We start from the raw sequence: 24,972 nt of genomic DNA on the forward strand, positions 1-24,972 counted from the left end.
TTTCCTTCCCTAATACCCCGTTAGCTGTCGCTAGCAGAATACCTGCACCGAACAGAGTTTGTAGTATGAAAAGTGATGTGTAACTCATCTTTATTAATAACTGCGAGGAAATGCGATGTCAGGTGAAACTCATGCGATAGGTCAGGATGATGCCGCCTATCATGCGCAATATGATACCGACTACAAGGTCGGTCAAGACAATGTAAAAATCATTGGATTTGATATCCACAACCCCGTTTTCGGTATTAGCGCTGGGCTTATTTTACTCTTTATTGTAGCTACCCTGCTCTTCCCTAGCGAAGCCAAAACAGGCTTAACTAATGCTCGCGGCTGGTCGATTGAAAACTTTGACTGGCTATTCATGATTGGCTGCAATGTGTTTGTGCTTTTCTGTATTGCATTAATCCTACTGCCTGTCGGTAAAGTGCGCCTCGGTGGTGCAACGGCCAAACCGGACTTTTCACGTCTTTCGTGGTTTGCCATGCTGTTTGCTGCAGGTATGGGCATTGGATTAATGTTTTGGAGTGTCGCCGAGCCCGTAGCCTATTACACAGACTGGTACGGCACACCATTAAACGCGACTGCACGCACGCCTTCAGGGGCCGATGTCGCTTTGGGCGCTACCATGTACCACTGGGGGTTGCATCCATGGGCGATATACGGTGTTGTTGCGCTATCACTAGCGTTTTTTAGTTATAACAAAGGCTTACCGCTGACCATTCGCTCGGCTTTTTACCCTCTGCTAGGTGAGCGCTGCTGGGGCGTTGCAGGTCATATCATTGATATTCTTGCCGTACTCGCCACTATCTTTGGCCTAGCGACCTCGCTGGGCTTAGGCGCACAACAAGCGGCTGGCGGCCTTAACTATCTGTTCGGTATCGATAACAGCATTAGCACCCAGTTAGGCGTTATTGTTATCGTGACAGCAATCGCACTCGTATCTGTTTCCCGCGGGCTAGAAGGCGGTGTCAAAATACTAAGCAATATCAATATGTTACTAGCTGCCAGTATGATCGCTATTATTATCGTCGTTGGGCCTACGTTAGCTATTTTTGGCGCGATGGGTACAGTGCTAACTAACTATGTGACCGATATTATCCCGCTTTCTAACTGGGTTGGCCGCGAAGATACGACTTGGTTCCACGGTTGGACGGTTTTCTATTGGGCATGGTGGGTCAGCTGGTCACCATTTGTAGGCATGTTCATTGCAAGAGTCTCTCGTGGTAGAACCGTGCGCGAGTTTCTCATTGCGGTATTGCTAATCCCAACACTAGTCACTGTGTTCTGGATGGGCGTGATGGGCGGCACTGCTATTGAACAAGCCAGTAACGGTATTGGCGAGCTGGCAAACGGTATCGGTGACGTGTCACTGGCCATGTTCCAAATGTTCGATAACTTACCGCTAACCTCATTGCTGTCGTTTATGGGTATCGTGCTTGTGATGGTGTTTTTCATTACCTCAGCCGATTCTGGCTCGTTGGTGATTGATAGCATTACTGCTGGCGGTAAAACAGATGCGCCTATGCCTCAGCGGCTATTTTGGGCCACGTTAGTCGGCATAATTGCAGGCACACTGCTAGTCGGCGGAGGCTCTGAAGCCTTAACCGCTTTACAAGCAGGCGCGATAACCACCGGTCTACCTTTTACGGTTGTGTTGATTGTGATGTGTTTTAGTCTTTACCGAGGCCTGAAACAAGACGTTCATCTCTATTAATCCTCATGGCCAACCAACATAGCTGCCATCGACGTATGGCAGCTATGTCAACGAAATGGAGGACCCATGCAATGATGATTGCAGACTTAGTCGACATGGAAGATATTCGTAACGCCTTTAAGGAAAGCCATATCGAATCAGACATAATGTTTAGCGACGACACCCCCCGCATGCAAGCCTGGTTAGCCGAACACCCGCAACAGAAAGCATCATTAATTCAACTTATCCACAGCCTTGAAGAGAAAGCCTCGCTCGTGTTGCCAGAGGTACGTGCTTACCTTACCCAATGGTCTACACTCACGGCATAATAATCATACCGTTGAGAGTTTTTCGCCGCTCAAAAATACGATAATTTGTATTAACGTTCAGGCAATCAAGAAAAGAAAAGGGGCATATGCCCCTTGTCTCACCACTCTTTTACACCTTTATTTCAGCGATGATGTCGCTAGATTTGCCAATACACTATTGCTATACCAATCGACAAAGTTAATCACACCAAACTCGTACGTGGTGGAATAAGGCCCTGGCGTGTAGGCGCGCGAGTTAATGCCGCGCTGGTTTTCTTCGGCTAATACCCGGTCTTGATCATTAGTCGCATCCCACACATGACGTAAGCGATCAACATCATAATCCACGCCCTCTACGGCATCTTTGTGAACAAACCACTTAGTCGTCACCATGGTCTCTTGTGCGGAGATAGGTAAAACACGGAATACGATAAAGTGATCACTTTGCATGTGATTCCAAGAGTTAGGTAAGTGCAAAATACGCATCGATCCCAGTTGATGATTTTTAATCCGACCCAGTAATTGCTTACAGGCAGACTGGCCATCCATCGTCATCACGTTAGTGCCTTTTTTAAGCGGCATGCGGACAATACGGTTACGCAAACCAAAGCTCTTGTGCTTGTGCGGAATGTTCTCGGCATCCCATTGGGCAGCTTGTTCTGCATAGTGATCTAAAAAGTCTTGCGGCGCGCGCGGGTCTTCTGTGTCGTCCCATTCTAGCAAGGTATTTAGCAATTCCGGATGGCTGCCTTCGCAGTGATAGCACTCCCGATTATTCTCTAACACTAACTTCCAATTAGCCTTTTCAATCAAGGTGGATTCAACGGCTAACTTGGTATTGTCAACATCATATGGCTCCATATATTCATCTAACGTCGCCAAAAACTCATCAAAATCAGATTCCGGTGGATGCTTTGCTAAACAGACAAAAATAAAACCTCCGGCAACGCGGCAATGGGCAGAACGCAAGCCATGTTCTTTCATATCAAAGCCGTCGCCCATCTCTGTGCCTGCAAACAATAAATTGCCTTTTAGGTCGTATGTCCAAGTGTGATACGGACACACAAGGTTAGCCACTTTGCCTCGTTCTTTTGAGCATAAGCGAGAACCACGATGCCGACAGGTATTATGGAAGGCGTTAATATCACCATTGGCGTCGCGCACAATGAGTACTGGGTTTTGGCCTACTTCGACAGTGATATAATCACCACGTTTGGGGATCTCGCTACTCATCCCCATAAACAACCATTCGCGCTCGAAAACTTCCTCCATATCAATACGGAACATATGCGGATCGTTATACAAAGGCTGCGACAGCGAATAACCCGCCTGGCGCTCTGTCAACAGCGCAGTAGTTTTGGCTTTCGCTTGCTCAAGATCAGAGCAGGTCGTGTTAAGTAAGTCTATCGGGCTCATGCGGCCACTCCTTTTTTCGATAATAAGCGACACGCAATCGCTAACAGTTAAACACCGCACAAGCTTGCCAGTTGGCTCATGGAGACCCTGCCCGCTGTAAGGATTTGTGTTCCGCTAATCCTGCGCTGCAACGCCTTTCAGTAGTTACCTGTTCACGACACGAACCATGCTGAAACAGACGTACTTAATGACTCTAGCCTTGCTAGTGGTCATCCTAGATAAGTCTTTGTCGTAAACAACTAAATGCTGAGAGATACTTGGTCAGACAATGGCGGCTTATTCGGAAAAACAACCGACCCCACAGACGTGCGAGACAACGCCATGACAGACACGAACGCTGCTACAGCCACAGCCGACACTTTTATCCCGGTTACCACACAAACCTGGAGTAATGGCCGCCATAAAGTGCGTTGTGTCAAAGTGATTAATGAAACGTGGGATGTAAAAACTTACTGTTTCATGGCCGAGCAGCCCGTCATGTTCTTTTTTAAGCCGGGCCAGTTTGTCACCTTAGAGCTAGAAATACAGGGTGAGGCGGTTTTCCGCTCGTATACCATTTCTAGCTCTCCCTCCGTACCCTATAGTTTCTCAATTACCGTTAAACGCGTCCCAGGCGGGCAAGTCTCTAACTGGTTACACGACACCATGAGCGAAGGTATGGAGCTCGCTGTTCACGGCCCCGTTGGGCAATTTAACAGCATCGACTTCCCGGCGGATAAAGTCCTCTACTTATCCGGAGGTGTCGGCATCACGCCTGTTATGTCAATGGCGCGCTGGTCTTATGACACCAACACCAATGCCGATGCGGTTTTTGTTCACAGCGCCCGGACACCTCGCGATATCATCTATCGACGCGAGCTGGATACCATGTCCTCACGAATCGAAAATTTCCGTGTGCACACCATCTGCGAACGCTTCGAATCAGGACAACCATGGTCGGGGTATCGTGGCTTTTTGACACTGGCTTTATTGCAACTGATCGCACCCGACTTCTTAGAGCGCGAGGTCTTCTGTTGTGGCCCAACGCCTTACATGAAAGCCGTTAAAAAAATGCTTGAAGACGCTGGTTTTGACATGCGCCGCTACCATGAAGAGTCCTTCGGCGCGACCCCCGAAACCATCGAAGAAGACGCGATTCAGTCGGCAGAACAAGCTCAGGAAGACGCCGACGCCATGCCCGCCAGCGAACTGCTATCTGTTAGCTTTGCCGACAGCGGGAAAAGCGTCCAAATTGCCCCGGGCGAAACGGTACACGCTGCCGCAGCCAAGCTTGGCCTCCATATTCCTAAAGCCTGCGGTATGGGCATCTGCGGCACCTGTAAAGTCAAAGTGCTAGAAGGCGATGTTGATATGACTCATAACGGCGGCATCACAGAAGACGATGTCGAAGACGGTTATATACTCTCGTGCTGCTCGGCACCAAAAGGGAATGTTGTGGTGGAGTTTTAAAGGTGTGGCGGGACTATAAGCCTAACAACTTTGGAGCAAAAAACGTAGGCGCCAAAGCAATGACATTGTCCCGATTCGTCTCTGTTCTGTAGTCGTTATATGCCTGATAAAGCTCTGTTTTTTGATACACCACAGAAGAGCAACCAGAGATAACTATTGCCAAACCAATTAATAACGCAAAGTATCTCATTTTATTTTTGCCCCATTATTTCTTGAAATTCCAAATCATAAGCAGCATGACGCCCTTTCATCGCTCTAGCTGCTTTTACAGACACATCCAAATTCAGACATATGTCAGGTTATAAGACTATCGCCAACATAAAAATTTAGGTTTCTTTACACTGAAAAGCCACCAATAATGAAAGAAGTAGGTATGCTACGAGTCATTTACTGGATACTTAAATACCCATGTCTGAATTTTTATTTAACGGCCTTTCCCCTTTTATTGCGACTGTCCTCATCTTTGTCGCAGGCTTTACGTCTTTTCTAACGGCCTGTTTAGGTGCTGGCGGCGGCATTATTCTGCTCGGAACCATGGCGCAAGTATTACCACCGCAGTTGATCATTCCGCTGCATGGAGTGGTTCAACTGGGTTCAAACGCAGGCCGCGCGACCATGAGCTGGCGCCATATCGACTGGGGGTTAATTGCACGCTTTTTACCCGGTGCCTTAGTAGGCGCGTTTATCGGGCATTATGTATTGGTAGCATTACCCCCCGCCGTTATGTACCTGACCATCGCCAGCTTTATTCTCTACCTCTGCTGGGGGCCGAAACTCCCTAAGCTCATACTTGGCTCTTGGGGTACGGTGTTCGCGGGTGGTGTAACAACATTTATCTCACTATTTGTGGGTGCTACGGGGCCGTTAGTCGGTGCTTTTCTGAAGCAAATCTACAGTGACCGTTTTAAAACTGTCGCGACCTTTGCAGCGGCTATGTCATTACAACACGTTCTTAAAATCGCTGTATTTGAGGAAGCCGGTATCAATATTACCGCATGGCTACCGCTATTAATCGCTATGATCATCAGCGGTGCCATCGGCACATATATAGGCTTACGAGTGCTAAAACGCGTTCAAGACAAACACTTCAGTCTGATACTGAACTGGATACTAACGCTCATGGCTTTGAGGTTGATTTGGCAGGCGGTTGAGTTGTGGTAAGCATCACTCCCCAATCAAAATCAGTTGGCCCGTTTTTGGATCACGATACACCTGCCCGACCGACTCATAACCGGCGGCGCCATTGGCGCTACCTGAGGGTAAGTTGGGCAGTTCTTTACCGGATGTTATCGTTTGTTGCGTTTTATCCTGCGGGTTAAAATGCGCCTGCAATTGATCGCTCAACGCGATGAGGGCAGCGATAAGCCCACAAGCAAACACTAACATCAGATCAACTAAATTAGACATGGGGCCCAACGGTTCATTATCGCCTTGATCAAAGCGACCACGGTTCCAGCGTCGGCTCATGACCGTGCTTCCAACTGTGTAAGGGCTTGATCATACCAGCGACGTCTAAGCCGCCCGATCACAAAGCCCACCACACCCACCAACAAGCCGAGCACTGTGGTATCAAAAGCAACACTCATCGCGGTAGTCAGTATATCCAGCTCCCCGTTACCCAAAGCTGATAACCCCGGCCCCAGCGGAATAAGCGTTCCCATTAGACCTAGCATAGGCGCTATGCGGGCAATAAAGTCGCTGCGTTCTATACGCTTGATCGCTATCACCTCTAAGCTCTCTGCGTTTTTTTGTTTGATAAAACGAGGAATACCCTTATAACGCTCGGCAGGTAACATTCCTAGCTCAACCACGGCCAAGGCCGTCAAAGCCAGTAATCCCCATATAACGGGCTCTAAAAGTAAAGCAACCAGTTGATGCATTAGCCCAATGGAATACGAACTCATCATAACCTCAGTCCCTCCGTGAGGTAGGTTTGGGCATGCCAGAACGGCTTCCGCGCCAGTACCCCCACAACATTAATAACGTCGCTGCAAATAAGCCAAAATAAAGCGCATCACTTTCTGTAATGATGTGGTCTTCTTTTTGGGACGTTTGTGAATTTTTAGCGCCTTTTTGAGCCTCTGTTGTACTGATATCGACCTCGGTGATGCGGCTAGCGATATTAACGGAAGCCTGCGCTTGAGGCGCTAATTCCGTTTGTGCTTTTGTGAGTAATGCCTGTAATTTTTGATAGCTAGCCGGTTCAACATAGCTCTCTAACCAACCAAACATGGGATGGCTAGGGCTAGTATGCCCGCTGCCAGGTAAACCATTTTCCAAAACGAGGTCGGTAAACTCATTCGCCAACTGGGTTATGGTTTCTTGATCGGCTTGCCAAAACTCTTTGTGTGCAGCTACCAACATAACAGCCAACATATTGGACTTAACGTGCGCGTTTTGACCTTGCGATAGAAAGGTATCCAGTTCTAGCTCCAACCCATCATCAATATAAACACGCTTTACTTCGTCCCATGCCCAGCTTTTTATCAAATCAGGGCTAGTCACCTGCCATCCCCAAAGGTATTCAATAAACTCACTGCCCATAGTACGCGCTCCGGCGTAGCCTTCCTGCATCAGCGGTTCGATCCATTGAGGGTTTAAAAAGCGTCCTCGTAACTCAGACAACAAAGCCACTTGTAGCGGTTCTACCTGAATATTTTGGCTATCCGCATGGGACAGTACAAACCCCTTTGGTATCTGCCCTGAGAATGTCTCGACGGCTAAATTCAAACCTCCGAGGTAATCGAAAGCATCGTTGTTATCAATAAGACCATAGAGGTTACTGGCACGGCCAAGGTAGGTTTGCCCAACGGTTTGTAGCCGCTGCTTAAACAAGGATTGTTTGGCTTTCCCCTGCAGGTTTCTACCATAAACATGGCCCATACGGAGTAAGTAAGTACTCGCAAGCTCCTGCCTGTCTTGCCATGCTCCCGAGCGCTCAACCAGCCGATTTATACCGGCGCCATAAGCACCGGGAGCCGTACCAAAAATTCGATAGGTGGCTTGAACAGCCGCTTGCTCAACGGGCATACCTTGATTTAAGGCTGCTTGTGCATCACGCACCCAACGTGCCGCCAATCGATTACGGGATAGCGGATCATCACCTGGCTGCTGTAAGTCTCCTAACGGCGCAAGCGCTGTTGTGAGGGCATAATCGAGAGCGGGATATTGGCTGCGGATAGTGTTTGCCGAAGCATCAAGAGCCATCAGCACCGCTTGTTCTAACCACATAATTTGCGCACCGTATAAGTCACGAAACAAGCCTGATGTGGTGAATACGATATCGTGACGGATACGGGGAGATCGATCAGGGTTATTAGATGCCGTATTTAAATCTACGCGCGCTAACCCTTTAACAATACCGCGACTGTTCCATACGGGCTTGATACCTAAGCGATCCAATCCGAAGGCAATTAGTGCGCCCTCATCACGCACCACATCGGAAGCCCACAGTACGATGCTGTCCGCATCTTGATCCATGTGAGCTATCCCTTCTTGTTGATTCGCTTTTTGCGCTAAGGTAACGCCCACCTGATAACCTAACTTCGTGGGAATAAGGCTACCGTCAAGCGCAAAAAAGTTACGTCCAGTTGGCAGCACTTCAGGCGTTCGTATGGGGTCATTACCTTTACCTGGCTCAATAAATTCACCGGATAAACCTGCTAATAAGGCGCTCATTTCCGCCGCAGGCGAAGCCTTTAGTTGAGTACGCACGTTATCGGCTAACGATGACTGCTGCCCCATCGAAGCCAACATGGTATCCACAGCTTCAGCGCTCCATGCTTGACCAAATCGATGCAAACCCAGTGGCATAAAGGATTCTTGCAGCCCGGTTAGATAATGCCCTACCTCATGGACTAATAAGGTGTCATCCACTTCATCAAAGCGAGTTAAACCCCGTACTGTTAATTCGCCAGCCATGCTAGCTGTCAGCTCATCTTCCAAATGCAGTTGAGCCACCAGCGCACGTACCTCTGCAATCGCTCGCTGGCGCATGGCAACAGCCGTATCCGGGGCCGCTTCGTAACTTTCAATCAATTGACGTAACGCCAGTAATTGATCGTATAGCTCCGTGCTATCTAGCGGAGGTGTTAGATGGTCAACCATAATGGCCTGACCACGGCGTTTAGCTTGTATGCCTTCCCCAACACCATCCACGATGTAGGGGTATACACTGGGAAGGTCATCGACAATAGCGGCAGGGTAATCTTCTGGGCTCATGCCAACGCGATGCCTTGGCAAAAACTCATACGTAGAGTGACGCCCAACATGCACAAGCGCATCAGCTTTAAACTCTTTCTGCAACCATTGATAAAAAGCGAGATATTGGTGGGGAGGAGGAAACGACAGATTAGCATGCAGTAGCTCCTCGTTAAGCTCCCACCCTCGTGGAGGTTGCGGCCCGATAAAGACATTGCCAAATTGAAGCCCAGGTAACACAAGCTGACCACCAGACACCATTACGTTACCGGGTGGCGCGCCCCAACCGCGAATGCCTTCTATTTGTTGCTCAACAATAGCATCGATGTACTCTTTCGCGCTGTGCCAGACTTTATCCGTTAGCTCAGGCGTTTCGTATATTGCCTCCAACTGATTCAGCAAGCTTAGCACCCGCTCGCGCCCCTTATGATCAGCACCTTCTACGGCATGTTTTAAATCACTAATCACCCGACGCATCATCTGCCGTCCGGTTTCAGAATTTTCTAGCTGCTGTGCTTGCTTAAACGCGCTGTGCAAATACCCTAGAGGGCCGTACTGCATTTCGTTCTGAAGGGACTCTGGCAAACTTGAGAACCAAGTGCTGTACTGATCCGGAGATACCGTTGCAACCTTGGTTGCCATGGTGCGCAGCGCCTCACCATCTTCGGGTAAATTAACACCTTGCTCTTGTAGAAGATCAAGCAGCGCCTCCGCATTCTCAGGTAATTCACCGGTCTGATACCCAGCCGCTTTTAGCGACGACAGTATTCCAAAAAGAGACTCAGGCACATTTAGGTTATCGGCACCAATATTATGGCGCCCAGGCGGGTGGTTGTAATAAATAATGGCTATTTTTTTATCGGCATTCGCTGTTTGTTGCAAATGACTCCAACGCTCAACCCGTTGGGCTAGGATATCAATCTGCCCCTTAATGGGCGTTATCACTGCCAGTGCAGCACCTGTTTGCTGATCAACCCTCTCGGCACCTTTCGCCGCCACTATAATGGACTGCCCAATCCCTTGTAACTCAGGCATAGCTACTCGGTAATGCACCGAGTCCCACGGCAAGCCTTCCTCTGATAAGCGCCATGCCTGTTCGCTCATATCATTTAAGCGCAGCGCGGCAATAACAGGCACATTCAATTGAGATAAAAGTTGAGAGGCTTGCTCCCGTCCTGTACTACCGCCCATCACAAAACTCTGCAAACTAATAATGGCAGCCAAGGACGAGTCGTGCTCGGTCAACCATTCTAGTGCGGCCACACTCGCGTCTCCCCAGCTGGCCAACAGAGATAAGCACCCTAGACTTGAATCACGCTGCTCGATGGCGGTACACATTGCCTCATTAACCGATTTATCCCCTTGACGATCACCTGTTTCATAATCCATTACCACGACCCAACGCGGCTTTACACTCATATCAAACGTGCGATAGTCGGTCGTTTCGCCTTGATACACTAATCGAATCGGTGAGATTAAATGAGGTAGAAAACGTGTTGCTTCATCTACCTGCTTCTGCGTCGCTAAATGCGATAAGTGATAAAACAGCCCTTCCATGTTATAGCTATCACGCCCTAACCAAAAAAGCCGTGCCTGCAGCCATTCTTGAGCATTGCGATGTTTTGCTACGTGCTGAGTCATCCACTCCATTGGGCTTTGATCCAAACTGGGGTGCCCCATTAACGCATCTAAATCTGCATCATTGTTTAATAAGCGTCGGCCCATAATATGGGATTGCAGCACCAAGGAGCGATCACTATGTAGTGCAACAAATGAACGCATCTCACCCGCATCCAACGCGGCCTGAAGCCGAGCAACAGGCTCTCCAAACACGCCTGCGGCAAACACGATATCCGCGTTAGATAATAATGAGGCTTGCTCATGGCGAGACAATTGTTTCCACTGATCAGTCGAACGGATAATTACTTGATCACTCGGCTGCGCTTTTAAAAATCGATGCGCCCCCGACACCAGCTCAGGCACATTAGCCGCCGACGTAATCGCCAATAAGGACGCGGCATAAGCCGGTAAAGTAAGACACAACAAAACACATAATGAAAACAGCTTGATCACGACACACCCCGATCCAGTGATAACCGAGGTGAGGAAAGACAAACGCAGAAAAACAACTTATGCCATGCATAAACCGCCGTAACGCAGATCACTCCTTGATGGCACGCCCCGGCTATCAGAAATAGTTATGCTTGCAGGCAAGTATTCTGGCTCACGGATCATTGCAATTCATCGACCTTCCCAAGGCAAACCTCAGTGATCATCAGCCAATGCTGTGATGAATCGCTACCCGTATACAGTTGCGGGGACAGCTTCGTTTAAACGAATTCCTTTTTGATGCTCTTTACGCAAGAGACCTGCAAAGCGGTGCAACGATAGCACAGGTAGATAGGGCTTTTGAATCACCCTAGCCTCAGGTCTCATGCTTTTACGAACCACTACAAATGACTCAAACCGGCGTTATAAGGGCCTTGCCTGCAAAGTGTGCGGCTAAGTTATCCACAACCAATTGCGCCATACGACCACGTGTTTCATAAGTTCCACTGGAGCAGTGAGGTTGTAAAACGACATTATCTAACGCAAGCAGAGCCTCGGGCACATGCGGTTCGTCTGCAAACACATCCAAGCCCGCTCCCGCTAGCTGACCAGCGCAGAGTAGTTCAACCAATGCGTTTTCATCGACCACACTCCCGCGGGCGATGTTAATGAAGTAGCCTTGAGGCCCCAGCGCTTTCAGTACTGGCTTGCTAATCAAACCTTCGGTGCTCTCTCCGCCAGGAATGGCAGGCATGAGAATGTCGACATCATGCGCGAGCGCCTCAATAGTATCGTAATAGGTGTAATCCACATCGGGGGATTGACGACGTCCGTAATAGCAAACCTTCATACCAAAGGCTTGAGCACGATGCGCGATGGCTTTACCAATACGCCCTAACCCTACTATCCCAACGGTTTTACCATAAACGGAAGTGTTCAGCGGCATCATGCCTTTATTGACCCAATCTCCACTGTGCACCCAATGAATACCGGGCACTAAACGCCTAACGGTAGCGAGCAGAAGTAGCAATGCCATATCGGCTACATCATCAGTCAGCACATTCGGTGTATTGGTTACCTGAATGCCACGAGCTTTGCACTCATCAACACATAAAGTATCTAGACCAACACTACTGCAAGCCACAATTTCTAGATTGGGCAAACGATCAATTAATGACTTTTCAAGCCCACCGCCATGCGTGGTTACCACCGCACGTATTTGATCACCAAATTCATCCAGCATGCTTACCCTGCCCTCCTCGCTAGCCAAGTCATAGCGATGGAGATGATATGCGTCATCTAGCATTGCCATTTGCTCTGGACGGTTCGGCCAAACTAACAATACATGGATCGATTTCATGAGAGGCTTCCTAACGCAGTTGTGATTAAGGCATAGACAAATAAAAAGTAATACATCATACATAAAAGAACAAGCTCTCACCGCCTTAATCACTTTGGGAAAAAGACTGTTCACCTAAACCAATTGTTATTCTTACGGTCAGATTGGAATGTATAATGCACAGCACAAATTACAGACACTTCTTTCCTGAGCCGGAATCCCTATGACAATTAATTCGCGACATTTGCTAATTCTATTAGCCGACATTGCCCTGTTCGTAATTCTCCTTAACACACTGCCATTTGAGGCTAATGTTGTTAAAGGACTCAGCATTTTAGTTTTTGTGGCCATTCTCTGGTTAACCGAAGCATTGCATGTGAGCGTTACAGCGTTATTAGTACCTTTGCTGGCCATAGCGACTGGCGTTTTTAAAGCCTCTGAAGCTCTAGTTAGCTTTGCTAACCCCATCATCTTTTTGTTTTTGGGAGGCTTTGCATTAGCCGCCGCTCTGCATCATCAAGAGCTAGACAAAGCTATTGCTAATAAAGTGGTCGCTATCGCAAAAGGTCGGATGAGTGTCGCTGTGTTGATGCTTTTTGCCGTTACTGCAGGCCTATCAATGTGGATCAGTAATACAGCAACCACCGCTATGATGCTGCCCTTAGTGTTAGGGATAATGAACAAACTGGATGGGGAAAAAGACCGCCCTACTTTTCTTTTTATTCTGCTGGGCATTGCATACTGCGCCAGCATTGGAGGTATTGCCACTATTGTTGGTAGCCCTCCCAACGCAATAGCCGCCGCCGAAGCTAAATTAAACTTTTCACAGTGGATGCAACTAGGCCTACCTATTACGTTGATCCTACTTCCGATGGCCGTCGCCATCTTATACTTGTTAACAAAACCAAACCTCAGTTACCGTTTTGAGCAACAATCGACCAACATCGAATGGACCCGCAGCCGCATTCTAACCATTATCATTTTTGGGTTGGCTGTACTCAGCTGGATATTTAGCGGCCCTCTCAATAAAGCACTGGGTGGTATTGCAAGCCTTGATACTGTTATTGCCATATCCGCCATCATCTTGCTGTGTGCATCACGTGTTGTTGAATGGAAAACCATTGAGAAAAGTACTGACTGGGGCGTGCTCATCTTATTCGGTGGGGGCATTTGCTTAAGTGGCGTTCTTAAAGCGACAGGCGCAAGTGAGTTTCTTGCGCAAAGCTTGTCTCACTTGCTAGACCATGCCGGTATTTTAGTATCATTACTGACTATTACGGCTTTCGTTGTGATGTTGACAGAATTTGCCAGTAACACAGCGAGTGCCGCTATCCTCATTCCGGTTTTCGCAGCGATCGCCGATAGCATGGGGATTTCTCCTGTGATCTTATCAGCCATTATTGCGATTTCTGCTTCGTGTGCCTTCATGCTTCCGGTAGCCACGCCACCTAACGCCATTGTCTTTGGTCTTGGCTATATTAAGCAGAGCGAAATGATGCGCGTAGGCATGGTGCTAAACATCATTTGTATTTGTGTTATCACCGCTTTTGCTTACTTATTCTGGTAAGCAACCAGTTATTCTTTTACGCCTGTGAAGGGGTTTGCTTTTTTAAAGCATGCCCCTTTTTTTTCAATAACTTGCATGAAAACTCGCCTTTTCGGCGTGTTCAAAAATTAGCCAACTAACCTATTTAGACGTATAAAAGGCTTGTTATGCGCCAAAGTTACCAGTAACATTTACATTGTTACCGGTAACATAGCTTTAACACGATCCTGACTAGCATCGCATCAAGGCGTTACGCGGTAGTGCTCGGATACACTTCCGGTCGCTGACTAAAAGTCCCGAAAAAAATAAACATAGGAACTGATTTAATGAATTTCTCAAAAGCGCTTCTAACAACAGCCTTGGCGGGCTTGGTTTCTGTAACCGCACAGGCGGCTGACTTTACCTTTAAAATTCAGTCATCTGATCCATCAGGTGATAAAAACTATCAAGTTCAACAAGAGTGGGCTGATCGCGTAGAAGCGCTGTCTGGTGGGCGCCTTGATATTGAACTACTCCCTGTAGGCAGTGTAGTTAAACACACTGAAACATTAGACGCGATTAAGATGGGCATACTCGATGGTCACGTAACAGCGACGGGTTACTTCTCAGGTAAAGACCCAGCGTTTGGTCTTATTGGTAATACAGTTGGCGCCTGGTCAGATACATCTCAGCTACTACAGTACATTAACTATGGCGGTGGCTACCAAGTAATGACTGACCTTTACGCACCCTATGGCGTTAAATTTGTCGGCGGCTCAACAACCGGCGTTGAGTCGTTTGTTTCTAAAGTGCCTTTGAACGGTGTAGAAGATTTAAAAGGCCTCAAACTGCGGGCACCAGAGGGCTTAGTACAACAAGTCTTTGCTGCAGCGGGTGCGTCTCCGGTTAACTTACCAGGCTCCGAAGTATTTACTGGATTAAGCAAAGGCGTTATTGATGCCGCCGACTACACGGTATTCTCAACAAACCAAAAAGCCGGCATGAACGATGTAGCAACTCACCCAGTACAGCCCGGTTTCCATTCTTTGCCATTGATCGATATTTCGGTTAGCCAAAAGAAATGGGATAAATTGCCAGCGGATCTTCAAGAAATTTTAACCATGTCGGTACGCGATTTTGCACAAGATATTACAACCCAATTGCGTATAGCCGACCAGCTAGCGGTAAAAGAAGCACAAGCTAATTCTGAAATCACCATTCACGACTGGTCAGCACAAGAGCGTAAAAAATTCCGTGCTATCGCCCAGTCTCAGTGGGAAATTTATGCACAAAAGTCTCCTAACGCTGAAAAAGTCTACAACTCCATCTCTACATACCTGAAAGAGAATGGCCTGCTTTAATTTGCGTTACTAGTACGGTTTATGGGTCTTCTTAGGCCCATAAACGTCTTCCTCCTTACCTCGACTAACCAGCCTAGATAAACAGGCCTAGCTCTGTTTTGTTGGAGTTTTTATGCAATCGACAGATCATCTGGGTGGCACGCCCGATCACTCGCCCGACGATGAACAAGGCAGAAACCTTCTTGACCGCCTTATCCTTCGTATTGGTAACCTACTTAGCCTATTGTTTATCTTTACTGTTGCCATTTCATTCTATGAAATTGTGATGCGTTACATCTTCAACGCCCCCACTATGTGGGTGCATGAAAGCGCTTCGTTTATTGGCGGGTCATTATTTGTTGTAGGCGGAGCATATGCTCTAGCTAATAATAAACACGTACGCGTTGTGCTTATATACGACCAAGTTTCCGAACGTACGCGCCATTATCTAAACATTTTCCACCACCTTGCAGGCCTGGCTTTCACCGGCATGCTGGTCTACGGCGCTTGGGAAATCACATACAGCAGCTGGGTAACACCCTTTGGCGATATCCGCCTTGAGACATCAGGATCGGCATGGGACCCTGCATTTCCTTCCCTGTTAAAGGCCGTCATTCTGGTCGTTGTTTGCGTTATGTTTATTCAGTTTTTATTGCACCTTATTAACGAAGTCTCTCGGCTCAAAGCATTAACACATCGAGGCCGTCATCATGTTTGATTTATCTTCTCTCGGTATCGGCTTAGGCAGTTTAGCGATGCTGGTCCTATTGATTGGCTTGCTGCTTACTGGCATGCAATTAGCCTTTGTAACAGGGCTAGTGGCGTTAATTTTTACTCTTGGTTGGTTTGGCGTTGATGCTCTACCGCTCGTGACCAGCCGCATGTATAGCTTTGTCAACGGGTATGTTTTCTTGGCCGTGCCCATGTTTGTTCTCATGGCAGCCCTGCTCGATCGCTCAGGTATCGCTGTTGATTTATTCGACGCCATGAAGAAGGCCGCGCGTAAAATACGCGGAGGCGTAGCCGTTCAAACCTTAGTCGTTGCTGTAATTCTAGCGTCTATGTCCGGTGTCATCGGCGGAGAAACCGTTCTTTTAGGTATTTTAGCCTTACCGCAAATGTTGCGTTTAGGCTATAACCGCAAGCTCGCTATTGGTACAACCTGTGCCGGTGGTGCGCTTGGTACTATGATGCCTCCGAGCATTGTGTTGATTATCTACGGCATGACCGCCAGCGTGTCGATAGGTGACTTGTTTAAAGCGGCTTTTTTACCGGCAGCTATCCTCGCGCTATTTTATGTCGCTTACGTACTAATCCGTTGCTGGATGGACCCTTCTTTAGCGCCGCTACCGTCGGATGAAATGCAAAAAGAAGATGACGCCAAACAAACGAATTACTTCAAAGCGCTATTTTTCCCAGGTCTAACGGTCGCCATCGTTCTGGGCAGCATTTACACCGGTGTCGCGTCAGTCACCGAAGCCTCGGCACTGGGTGTTGTTGGCATTATGCTCAGCGCGCTGATTCGTGGCGAACTTAATGTCCAGATGCTCAAAGATAGCGCCAAATCGACTATGCAAACCTGCGGTATGATCATGTGGATTGGTATCGGTGCTAGCGCACTAGTCGGCGTATACAACTTGATGGGCGGCATCGACTTTGTCGAAAGCGTCATTCTGTCGCTGAGTAACGGTCATGTTATGGGCACCGTATTGATCATGATGGTGATTTTGCTGATTTTGGGCATGTTCCTTGATTGGGTGGGTGTTGCGTTACTCACTATGCCTATCTTTGTACCCATTATTGTCGGCCTCGGCTTAGACCCTATCTGGTTTGGTGTGGTGTTTTGCTTGAACATGCAGGTGTCTTTTTTATCACCTCCATTTGGCCCAGCGGCGTTTTACCTTAAGTCGGTGGCTCCCAAAGATATCAGCTTGGGTGAGATATTCTCTGCCCTGCTACCGTTCATTGCGTTGCAGATCATAGTGCTTGCGCTGGTTATCGCCTTTCCGCAACTGTCTTTGTGGTGGAAATAAGCGATGAATAAGCAAAAGATAATTGTGATGGGCGTATCGGGTTGCGGTAAATCCTTGATCGGATCATTGCTGGCTGAGCACTTGGGCCTATCATTTTATGATGGAGATGATTTTCACCCCCCTGAGAACGTAGAAAAAATGCGCCAAGGCACCCCACTCAATGACCATGATCGTCGCGAGTGGCTACACACTCTCAATCAGTTAATTACTAGCAAGCCGAATGCGGTTGTGGCGTGCTCTGGACTTAAGCCCCAGTATCGTGAGCTGTTACGTCAAGGCAATGAGGCCACGTTAATTTACTTAAAAGGCGATATCGATACGATTTGGAAACGTCATCAACAACGCGAAGGCCATTATTTTAACGGTCGAGGCATGTTGGAGAGCCAGTTTGGAGATCTCATCGAGCCACTAACCGATGAAGCGGTTCATATCGATATCGATCAACCTGTAGAGGACGTGCTCAATGATATTCTTAAAGCACTGGACGACTCGTTAACACACTCCACAAAATCTTGATCTAAGATACGCTCCCCATGAATAGATTATGGGGAGCTTTGATCTAACGCTCCGTTTATGAGCGCTTAAACGTTTCTACGCCATCAGGAGTGCTCATCAATACGACATCAGCACCACGATTAGCAAACAAACCATTCGTCACTACCCCTACCACGTTATTTAAAACGCGCTCTAACTCTTTAGGGTTAACGATCGACAAATCATGCACATCGAGAATCTCGTTCCCGTTATCTGTTACGACACCTTCACGATAAACCGGAGCGCCATCAAGCTTTACTATTTCTCGTGCTACATAGGAGCGCGACATCGGGATCACCTCGATAGGTAACGGGAAGCCACCTAAAATATCCACCTGCTTTGAAGAGTCGACAATACACACAAATTCACGAGAGGCCGCTGCAACAATCTTCTCTCGCGTTAACGCAGCGCCACCGCCTTTAATGAGATTTAAATGCGGATCAAACTCATCAGCGCCATCAATATAAACGTCAAGTTGCCCAGCCGTATTAAGATCCAAGACCTCGATGCCATGAGCTTCCAAACGCTTTGCCGTCTCATCTGAGCTTGCCACGGCACTGGCAAAAAGATGTTTAATCTTTGCTAACTCATCAATAAAAAAGTTAGCTGTTGACCCTGTTCCTACGCCGACAATGGAATCATCATTGAGCTTGGGACGGATATACTCGATGGCCGCTTGTGCTACAGCTAGCTTCATTTCATCTTGAGTCATGGTTTTACCCTAATTATTCATAAATATGGCCAAATTATACGCAGCATTTGCCCTCGCTTGTAGACGAATTGCAACACAGCGAGTAGCATTTCTGCCTCTCCTTGCTAAATACTCACATTTACCGCTTAGCAAGACACTTGCAGATCTAATCCTATTGAAAAATTAGTTAACAACATGGCTCACCGATACATCAAAAAAATACTCGAAGCTCGCGTCTATGACGTCGCTGTCGAAACCCCTCTTGATGAGGCTCGTGGTCTTTCAGAAAGGCTTAATAACCGTGTGCTTCTTAAGCGCGAAGACTTACAGCCGGTGTTCTCATTCAAGATTCGCGGCGCTTATAACAAAATGCGTCAGTTAACTGAAGAACAACTGGCCTGTGGTGTTGTAGCTGCTTCAGCGGGTAATCATGCGCAAGGCTTAGCCATGGCGGCTAAAAAAATGGGGGTAAAAGCCACCATTGTAATGCCCAAAACGACTCCGGAGCTAAAGGTCAACAATGTTCGCCGTTTAGGTGGCAAAGTTGTACTGCACGGCGACGCCTATGATGATGCCTCAGCCTACGCTAAAGCCTTAGTCGCCGAGAAAGGCATGACCTATGTACACCCCTTTGACGACCCAGACGTTATTGCCGGCCAAGGCACAATAGCTATGGAAATTCTTCGTCAAGAGTCAGGGCCTATTGACGCTATTTTCGTACCGGTTGGCGGCGGCGGCTTGATTGCAGGTATTGCGGCTTATGTGAAATACCTGCGTCCAGAAACAAAAGTTATTGGCGTAGAGCCCAGCGAAGCCGCGTGTTTGCATGCCGCTCTGGCAGCAGGTAGCCGAGTCGTGCTACCACAAGTTGGCATTTTTGCTGACGGCGTGGCCGTTGCTCAAATTGGTGAAAATACCTTTGAACTGGCCCGTGAATATGTCGATGAAGTGATCTGCGTATCAACTGACGAAATCTGCGCGGCTATAAAAGATATTTACGACGATACCCGCTCCATTTGTGAACCCGCTGGAGCATTAGGTATTGCGGGTATGAAAAAATATGTGGCCCGCGAGCAATGCAGCAACCAAACACTGATTGCCATCGACTCTGGCGCAAACGTGAACTTTGACCGTTTACGCCACATTGCAGAGCGCTCTGAGCTTGGAGAAAAGCGCGAAGTCATCGTCGCCGCTAAAATCCCAGAAAAGCCAGGTAGCTTTAAAAAGTTTTGCACGGCGTTAGGTAAACGCAACATCACTGAATTTAACTATCGCTACAGTAATGACGATACCGCTGTCGTATTTGCGGGCATTCAGGTTAAACCTAACAATGACGGCCGCGATGAGCTATTGGCTGAAATTCGAGAGCACTTAGACGAAGTCATTGACCTAACCGATGACGAAACCGCCAAACTACACGTGCGTTATATGGTCGGAGGCCATGCCCCCGAAGCCGTCGACAACGAAGTGGTTTATCGCTTTGAGTTCCCTGAACGACCTGGCGCGTTGATGAAGTTTCTAACCAAACTAGGCGGCCGTTGGAATATTTCCATGTTCCATTACCGCAACCATGGCGCGGCAGCCGGTCGTGTTTTAGTAGGAATGCAAGTGCCAGCGCAAGAGCATAGCCAAGTCCAAGCGTTTCTGGATGAAATCGGTTATGAATACTGGGACGAAACAGACAACGCGTCCTATCAACTTTTCTTAGGCTAGACCTTACAGCGGATATCAGCGGCGCATAACTGATATCCGCATGTAACGGCATTTATACTCAAACAACCTGAAAGTAGCATTAAGGCGCTCCTGTTTTTGAACTACCGTAGTTCTCACGGCTAACAATAAAAACAGGCAGAACCGACTATGATGCATCTCACACGTCAACTCACCGCCATCAGTGGTCTTTGTTTAACGCTATCAACTCCCGCTATTGCAGACCTATCCGGCACCCAAACAATACAGTTACTCGATAAAGACAACAGCGCTCGCACCATAGGAAGCATCACATTCACTCACGAAGGCGAACAAACCCAGTATCAATTACATATTGATCATAGCCAGTTCACCGATTACTTCCTTTCTATGAAGGAGATGAAATGCTTAGAAGGCCCAGAACTATGGTGCCATTTGCCATATCCCTACCCATCACCTCGTACCATTAGCCCAGACAACACCCAATGGCTATCGCACGATTTACTCTTTATGTTTAAAAAGCCAAATGAATTTGGAGCGAATTTCTGGAACGGGATTTATTACGAATTTACAGTGACGGATGAGGGTTTAATTGGACGAGCACGCGCAGTGGATTTAAATGAGCTGGCCGCCCCGCCCGACGACTTAGGCATACCGCCTTTTGCACCGATGATGTTAGAAGACATCGATGAAGGGCAGCGCTGGTTGCCGTCTGCTGTTATTCGTTAACCAGCCTTAGTGGGGACTTCCGGCGAGTGATCGTGTTCGCCAAAGAACGCTTTCAGTGTAAACAAAGTCAGCGACACAATCCCCCATAGCAGGCCTAAAACAACACCAGCATCGATAATTCCACGCCAAGGCTGCGGCACATGATGCACCACTTGGATGATGATGAGAATGCCTATAGTCAGCGTAAAGGTAACTATCTTTCGGCGTCTTTCGCTGTGGAAAAACCCCATACAAAAGAGCGGAGCAAGCAATACGCGCACTGGAGTAATGTTATTAGATAGGTATCGAATGCGAGCCGCCACACGAGGCGAAAAACCTTTCTGAAAGCCTTTATACCCTTCGGCAAACCCCATAAAAACCACACTAAACAGCAGGGCCAACCAATGATACCAATGCAGTGTTTGTGTCGTAAGCTGCAAAGCCATAGGGCCTAAGCGATAAATAGCGCTAGCGAAGATCAGACAAATGCCCGCATACCCCCACATGGCTGCAAACGTCCCCAACATAGCTACCTCAATACGTAAACAAACAAAAGCGAAGCGGTATTATAAGGGATCAATGAACAAAATCGAGATAAAAAAAAGCCGCCCAATGGGCGGCGAAGTGCACTTTTACACTAATTAATCAGGGGAGAGGGCTGGCTCCCCCAGCCAGGATTCGTTAAGCGTAACTCGCTTAATAACCTTTTAGCTTGTCGATATATTCCGGCAAGAACAATGAAATCTCTGGAACATATGTAATTAATCCCAAGAAGCCTAACAACAAGCACAACCATGGTAGGCAGGCTTTGATTACCCAGATCATGTTCTGACCCGTGATACCTGCTGTCACAAAGAGATTGAGCCCCACCGGCGGTGTCAGCATACCGATCTCCATGTTAACCACCATGATGATACCTAGGTGGATAGGGTCGATACCCAACTGCATAGCAATAGGGAACAGAATCGGTGCCATGATCAACAGGATAGCCGAAGGCTCCATGAAGTTACCGGCTGCTAATAGCAGTAAGTTCATGATGATTAAAAAGCCCCACGCAGGCAGTCCCCAGCTCACAATCGCTTCTGCAATATGATGAGGAATACGCTCAGTGGTCAATACGTGAGCAAACAACATTGCATTCGCAATAATGAATAGCAGCATTAACGACACTTTGGATGCGTCTAGAATGACCTTACGTACTTCAGGGTCGAATGCAGATTTAGGGAAAGCTAATAGCATCTGACCTATGTTACGCACGATAGCTGAGGGCATTGCTTCACCTTCATTACGCCATGCCACATTGCGCAATGGACCTATGTCTCGGTACCCCATAACAGCAATAAAGTAACCGTATACAGCGGCCACAGCGGCAGCCTCTGTTGGCGACGCTATACCTCCGTAAATAGAGCCCAATACGATGATGATCAGCATTAAGCCACCCAGCGCAATAAGGCCTGAACGAGCTAACGCACCAAAACCTGGAAACGGCTGAGAAGGCAAACCTTTAATACGCGCCACAATGTAAATGGCAATCATCAAGATCAACCCCATCATCAAACCAGGGATAAAACCCGCCATGAACATGCGAGATGCTGAAACTTCAGTCGCCGCTGCGTATACCAGCATAACGATAGACGGTGGAATCAAAATACCCAGCGTACCGGCGTTAGCAATAACGCCCGCCGCAAACGATTGTGGATAACCAGAGCGCACCATGCCCGCGATACAGATCGTACCAATTGCAGCAACCGTTGCTGGCGATGAACCGGATACAGCCGCAAATAACATACAAGCAAGAACAGATGCCATTGCTAAGCCGCCACGAATGTGGCCCACCGAATTCACTGCAAAGTTAATCAAACGCTTAGCGACACCGCCCGTTGATAAGAAAGCCGATGATAAAATAAAGAAAGGAATCGCTAACAAAGTGTAATGCTCAGATGTCGCTTCAAACAGTTTTAACGCAACTGATGCCAACGAGTCATTTGAGAATAATAAAATAGTGGTTATCGACGATAAGCCTAATGCTATTGCAATTGGCATCCCGATAAACATGCACCCAAACAGTACTGTGAAGAGGACCGCGATTGTCATTATTTGCTCCCCTTATTAGTAGAATACAGCTCACCCGCGTCGTCAGATTCTTGTAGCTCTTTTGCAAGTTCAAGCGACTCTTTCGCTTCATCCGCCATGTGGAAGCCATCGGCTTCGCCGGTGATAACTTTCCAACCTAACTGTAAAAAACGAATCACTAGTAATACCAGACCAATTAACAAGACGGTCATCGGCATCCAACGAGGAAGGGGAATATCTTCTAACTCAATACCAATTTTGTACATTTTAGACACATAGACCCATGAGCCAGCTAGGAACAGGCCGCAGTAAACAAGGCATAAAACGATCGCTAATAGCGTTAATGCACGATACGCTTTTTTAGGAAGTAGCTTAACGAACACATCAACACCAATGTGCGCACCAACCTTTACACCATAAGAGGCCCCAAAAAGTACAAACCAACCCGCAAGGATCAGCGTTAGCTCTTGAGACCAGTGGATACCTGTATTAAAACCAAAACGGGCGACTACCTCGACAAACACCAGCAATGTCATCGAGACAAGAAGTAGCGATATAAACGCCTCTTCTGCTTGCCCTATTATTTTTTTAAGCATTTCTGCCTCCGCAATCATGAGTAGCAACGATTATTAACGTGCAGCAATAGCTACAGGACAGCACCCGGCTCTGAGTACAGCTCTCCTGTAAGTATTAAACGTGAAAATCGTTATAAAACTGTGAAGAAAGTGGGTCGGTCGACCCACTTTGATGTGTTACCAGTGGCGATTAGTTGTTTGAAGAAACCGCCGCTTCGATTAAGTCAGCACCGATATCAGACTCAAACTGTTTCCAAACCGGCTTCATCGCGTCAACCCATTGCTGACGTTCAGCATCGGTCAACTCAATGATTTCTGAGCGGTTAGAGTCAATGATCGCTTGACGATCTTCATCGCCTTTCTTCGCTGCTATTTCGTTACCGTAAGCAATGGCCTCATCCAGTGCTTTTTTCAATTCAGCACGAATATCTTCATCCAAATCCATCCAAAACTCAGTTGAAGTGACAACTAAGTAATCCAAAACACCGTGATTAGATTCTGTGATGTATGGCTGAACTTCGAAGAACTTTTTAGAGTAGATGTTAGACCATGTGTTCTCTTGACCATCGATTGCTTTTGTTTGAAGCAACGTAAATACTTCAGAGAAAGGCTTTTTCAATGGTACAGCTTCAACTGCTTCAAACTGCGACTGAAGCACATCAGATGTCATAATACGGAATTTTTTACCAGCGGCATCAGAAGGAACTCGTAATGGCTCACTTGCTGAAAGCTGCTTCAAGCCATTGTGTAGATAGCCAAGGCCGATTAAGCCCTTGTCTTCCATGGACATTAGCATTTTTTGGCCTGCTTCGCTTTGCTGGAACTTTTCTACCGCTTCCATGTTTTTAAACAAAAATGGTAGGTCAAAAACTTGCAAAGAAGAAGTATATTTTTGGAACTTAGACAGCGATGGAGCGATAAACTGAATATCGCCTAATAACATGGCTTCTAACTCTTTACCGTCACCGAAAAGCTGAGAGTTTGGGTAAACTTCTACTTCAGCTTTGCCTGCCAAACGTTCTGCTACCAATTCTTTAAATTTGATAGCCATCTGACCTTTAGGGGTGTTTTCTGCAACAACATGAGAAAATTTGATCTCGATTGGAGCAGCGGTAGCAACCTGTGCACCGATAGCCAGAGCGATTGAAGTCACAGCGGCAGTCAATAAACGCATAATGCATCTCCTGTTTTTTGTATTATTCAGATTTCTTTGCGTTTCGTCTGATCAAGGCGTTGCCAAGCATCAGCTAATCGAAACTTATATAGCACAATGCAGACCAACTAGCATAAGCCATTGTTTTTATTGAAATTGTTAATTAACAACTTTCGCAAGCCCGCTACTTTTGGCGG

Annotated in this window: 21 protein-coding genes and 1 riboswitch; of the genes, 11 read left to right on the forward strand and 10 right to left on the reverse strand. The window is 47.4% G+C overall.

Going from position 1 to position 24,972, the window contains the following annotated elements; genetic code table 11:
• The first annotated feature begins 115 nt into the window (after positions 1-115).
• Complete coding sequence (locus OW491_RS05600) at positions 116-1,714, forward strand: BCCT family transporter (RefSeq protein ID WP_290035052.1); 1,599 nt, start codon at positions 116-118, stop codon at positions 1,712-1,714.
• Positions 1,715-1,785: 71 nt separating this feature from the next.
• A complete protein-coding gene (locus OW491_RS05605; RefSeq protein ID WP_290035053.1) occupies positions 1,786-2,022 on the forward strand; it encodes a hypothetical protein in 237 nt (78 codons plus the stop codon).
• Between the two features lie 117 nt (positions 2,023-2,139).
• Here OW491_RS05605 and OW491_RS05610 read toward each other — a convergent pair whose 3' ends face one another.
• The gene (locus OW491_RS05610; RefSeq protein ID WP_075173249.1) at positions 2,140-3,417 is read right to left on the reverse strand and encodes an aromatic ring-hydroxylating dioxygenase subunit alpha; all 1,278 of its coding nucleotides are present in this window, start codon (positions 3,415-3,417) and stop codon (positions 2,140-2,142) included.
• A gap of 321 nt (positions 3,418-3,738) precedes the next feature.
• On the opposite strand from OW491_RS05610, the gene OW491_RS05615 reads away from it, so the two are divergent.
• Both OW491_RS05615 and OW491_RS05620 read left to right on the forward strand, forming a co-directional pair.
• On the forward strand, positions 3,739-4,866 hold the full coding sequence (locus OW491_RS05615; protein ID WP_178969834.1) for a hybrid-cluster NAD(P)-dependent oxidoreductase: 1,128 nt from the start codon (positions 3,739-3,741) through the stop codon (positions 4,864-4,866).
• 408 nt (positions 4,867-5,274) lie between these two features.
• Complete coding sequence (locus OW491_RS05620; RefSeq protein ID WP_290035054.1) at positions 5,275-6,027, forward strand: sulfite exporter TauE/SafE family protein; 753 nt, start codon at positions 5,275-5,277, stop codon at positions 6,025-6,027.
• Positions 6,028-6,030: 3 nt separating this feature from the next.
• On the opposite strand, the gene OW491_RS05625 is transcribed toward OW491_RS05620, so the two are convergent.
• The 4 genes from OW491_RS05625 to OW491_RS05640 all read right to left on the reverse strand — a co-directional run bounded on the left by OW491_RS05625 (position 6,031) and on the right by OW491_RS05640 (position 12,475).
• Entirely contained in the window at positions 6,031-6,333 is a 303-nt protein-coding gene (locus OW491_RS05625; RefSeq protein ID WP_290035055.1) for a DUF2149 domain-containing protein, read from the reverse strand.
• Positions 6,330-6,773 (reverse strand): MotA/TolQ/ExbB proton channel family protein, encoded by a 444-nt coding sequence (locus OW491_RS05630; protein ID WP_075173254.1) that lies wholly within the window; start codon positions 6,771-6,773, stop codon positions 6,330-6,332. The genes OW491_RS05625 and OW491_RS05630 overlap by 4 nt, the downstream gene beginning before the upstream one ends.
• Before the next feature lie 4 nt (positions 6,774-6,777).
• Entirely contained in the window at positions 6,778-11,139 is a 4,362-nt protein-coding gene (locus tag OW491_RS05635) for a cobaltochelatase subunit CobN (RefSeq protein ID WP_290035056.1), read from the reverse strand.
• A 118-nt stretch (positions 11,140-11,257) separates the two neighbouring features.
• Positions 11,258-11,454, reverse strand: a riboswitch (cobalamin riboswitch).
• Between the two features lie 73 nt (positions 11,455-11,527).
• The gene (locus tag OW491_RS05640) at positions 11,528-12,475 is read right to left on the reverse strand and encodes a 2-hydroxyacid dehydrogenase (protein WP_290035057.1); all 948 of its coding nucleotides are present in this window, start codon (positions 12,473-12,475) and stop codon (positions 11,528-11,530) included.
• 202 nt (positions 12,476-12,677) lie between these two features.
• Here OW491_RS05640 and OW491_RS05645 point away from each other — a divergent pair, with 202 nt between their 5' ends.
• The 5 genes from OW491_RS05645 (at position 12,678) to OW491_RS05665 (ending at position 17,868) form a co-directional block, all read left to right on the forward strand.
• Positions 12,678-14,021: a DASS family sodium-coupled anion symporter gene (locus OW491_RS05645; RefSeq protein ID WP_075173256.1), complete on the forward strand. Its 1,344-nt coding sequence runs from the start codon at positions 12,678-12,680 to the stop codon at positions 14,019-14,021.
• A gap of 305 nt (positions 14,022-14,326) precedes the next feature.
• Entirely contained in the window at positions 14,327-15,340 is a 1,014-nt protein-coding gene (locus tag OW491_RS05650) for a TRAP transporter substrate-binding protein (RefSeq protein ID WP_290035058.1), read from the forward strand.
• 112 nt (positions 15,341-15,452) lie between these two features.
• The gene (locus OW491_RS05655; protein ID WP_075173258.1) at positions 15,453-16,037 is read left to right on the forward strand and encodes a TRAP transporter small permease subunit; all 585 of its coding nucleotides are present in this window, start codon (positions 15,453-15,455) and stop codon (positions 16,035-16,037) included.
• Positions 16,030-17,352, forward strand: coding sequence for a TRAP transporter large permease subunit (locus OW491_RS05660; protein WP_075173259.1), 1,323 nt, complete (start codon positions 16,030-16,032; stop codon positions 17,350-17,352). Before OW491_RS05655 ends, OW491_RS05660 begins: the two co-directional genes overlap by 8 nt.
• A 3-nt stretch (positions 17,353-17,355) precedes the next feature.
• A complete protein-coding gene (locus OW491_RS05665) occupies positions 17,356-17,868 on the forward strand; it encodes a gluconokinase (protein WP_290035060.1) in 513 nt (170 codons plus the stop codon).
• Positions 17,869-17,923: 55 nt separating this feature from the next.
• Here OW491_RS05665 and rpiA read toward each other — a convergent pair whose 3' ends face one another.
• Positions 17,924-18,598 carry a ribose-5-phosphate isomerase RpiA gene (gene rpiA, locus OW491_RS05670; RefSeq protein WP_075173261.1) on the reverse strand — a complete coding sequence of 225 codons (675 nt, stop codon included), beginning with the start codon at positions 18,596-18,598 and terminating at the stop codon, positions 17,924-17,926.
• A gap of 174 nt (positions 18,599-18,772) precedes the next feature.
• Here rpiA and ilvA point away from each other — a divergent pair, with 174 nt between their 5' ends.
• Positions 18,773-20,290, forward strand: a complete 1,518-nt coding sequence (ilvA, locus tag OW491_RS05675) for a threonine ammonia-lyase, biosynthetic (RefSeq protein ID WP_075173262.1) — start codon at positions 18,773-18,775, stop codon at positions 20,288-20,290.
• 147 nt (positions 20,291-20,437) lie between these two features.
• Positions 20,438-20,995, forward strand: a complete 558-nt coding sequence (locus OW491_RS05680; protein WP_290035061.1) for a hypothetical protein — start codon at positions 20,438-20,440, stop codon at positions 20,993-20,995.
• Here OW491_RS05680 and OW491_RS05685 read toward each other — a convergent pair.
• The 4 genes from OW491_RS05685 to OW491_RS05700 form a co-directional block, all read right to left on the reverse strand.
• Positions 20,992-21,501 carry a hypothetical protein gene (locus tag OW491_RS05685; protein WP_075173264.1) on the reverse strand — a complete coding sequence of 170 codons (510 nt, stop codon included), beginning with the start codon at positions 21,499-21,501 and terminating at the stop codon, positions 20,992-20,994. The genes OW491_RS05680 and OW491_RS05685 overlap by 4 nt on opposite strands.
• Positions 21,502-21,670: 169 nt before the next feature.
• Entirely contained in the window at positions 21,671-23,068 is a 1,398-nt protein-coding gene (locus OW491_RS05690) for a TRAP transporter large permease (protein WP_075173265.1), read from the reverse strand.
• Positions 23,068-23,643 carry a TRAP transporter small permease gene (locus OW491_RS05695; protein ID WP_075173266.1) on the reverse strand — a complete coding sequence of 192 codons (576 nt, stop codon included), beginning with the start codon at positions 23,641-23,643 and terminating at the stop codon, positions 23,068-23,070. The genes OW491_RS05690 and OW491_RS05695 overlap by 1 nt, the downstream gene beginning before the upstream one ends.
• A gap of 169 nt (positions 23,644-23,812) precedes the next feature.
• Positions 23,813-24,796: a TRAP transporter substrate-binding protein gene (locus OW491_RS05700; protein WP_215151160.1), complete on the reverse strand. Its 984-nt coding sequence runs from the start codon at positions 24,794-24,796 to the stop codon at positions 23,813-23,815.
• Positions 24,797-24,972: the final 176 nt, after the last annotated feature.

Origin of the sequence: Neptunomonas sp. CHC150 (assembly GCF_030397555.1) — a bacterium.
Classification (GTDB): Bacteria; Pseudomonadota; Gammaproteobacteria; order Pseudomonadales; family Balneatricaceae; genus Neptunomonas; species Neptunomonas phycophila.

Coding starts and splice junctions, on each gene's coding strand:
- rpiA (WP_075173261.1), bottom strand. CDS start 18,598: ATGACTCAAGATGAAATGAAGCTAGCTGTAGCACAAGCGGCCATCGAG.
- OW491_RS05690 (WP_075173265.1), bottom strand. CDS start 23,068: ATGACAATCGCGGTCCTCTTCACAGTACTGTTTGGGTGCATGTTTATC.
- OW491_RS05600 (WP_290035052.1), top strand. CDS start 116: ATGTCAGGTGAAACTCATGCGATAGGTCAGGATGATGCCGCCTATCAT.
- OW491_RS05615 (WP_178969834.1), top strand. CDS start 3,739: ATGACAGACACGAACGCTGCTACAGCCACAGCCGACACTTTTATCCCG.
- OW491_RS05620 (WP_290035054.1), top strand. CDS start 5,275: ATGTCTGAATTTTTATTTAACGGCCTTTCCCCTTTTATTGCGACTGTC.
- OW491_RS05650 (WP_290035058.1), top strand. CDS start 14,327: ATGAATTTCTCAAAAGCGCTTCTAACAACAGCCTTGGCGGGCTTGGTT.
- OW491_RS05645 (WP_075173256.1), top strand. CDS start 12,678: ATGACAATTAATTCGCGACATTTGCTAATTCTATTAGCCGACATTGCC.
- OW491_RS05695 (WP_075173266.1), bottom strand. CDS start 23,643: ATGCTTAAAAAAATAATAGGGCAAGCAGAAGAGGCGTTTATATCGCTA.
- OW491_RS05660 (WP_075173259.1), top strand. CDS start 16,030: ATGTTTGATTTATCTTCTCTCGGTATCGGCTTAGGCAGTTTAGCGATG.
- OW491_RS05665 (WP_290035060.1), top strand. CDS start 17,356: ATGAATAAGCAAAAGATAATTGTGATGGGCGTATCGGGTTGCGGTAAA.
- ilvA (WP_075173262.1), top strand. CDS start 18,773: ATGGCTCACCGATACATCAAAAAAATACTCGAAGCTCGCGTCTATGAC.
- OW491_RS05605 (WP_290035053.1), top strand. CDS start 1,786: ATGATGATTGCAGACTTAGTCGACATGGAAGATATTCGTAACGCCTTT.
- OW491_RS05685 (WP_075173264.1), bottom strand. CDS start 21,501: ATGTTGGGGACGTTTGCAGCCATGTGGGGGTATGCGGGCATTTGTCTG.
- OW491_RS05610 (WP_075173249.1), bottom strand. CDS start 3,417: ATGAGCCCGATAGACTTACTTAACACGACCTGCTCTGATCTTGAGCAA.
- OW491_RS05680 (WP_290035061.1), top strand. CDS start 20,438: ATGATGCATCTCACACGTCAACTCACCGCCATCAGTGGTCTTTGTTTA.
- OW491_RS05630 (WP_075173254.1), bottom strand. CDS start 6,773: ATGATGAGTTCGTATTCCATTGGGCTAATGCATCAACTGGTTGCTTTA.
- OW491_RS05655 (WP_075173258.1), top strand. CDS start 15,453: ATGCAATCGACAGATCATCTGGGTGGCACGCCCGATCACTCGCCCGAC.
- OW491_RS05700 (WP_215151160.1), bottom strand. CDS start 24,796: ATGCGTTTATTGACTGCCGCTGTGACTTCAATCGCTCTGGCTATCGGT.
- OW491_RS05625 (WP_290035055.1), bottom strand. CDS start 6,333: ATGAGCCGACGCTGGAACCGTGGTCGCTTTGATCAAGGCGATAATGAA.
- OW491_RS05640 (WP_290035057.1), bottom strand. CDS start 12,475: ATGAAATCGATCCATGTATTGTTAGTTTGGCCGAACCGTCCAGAGCAA.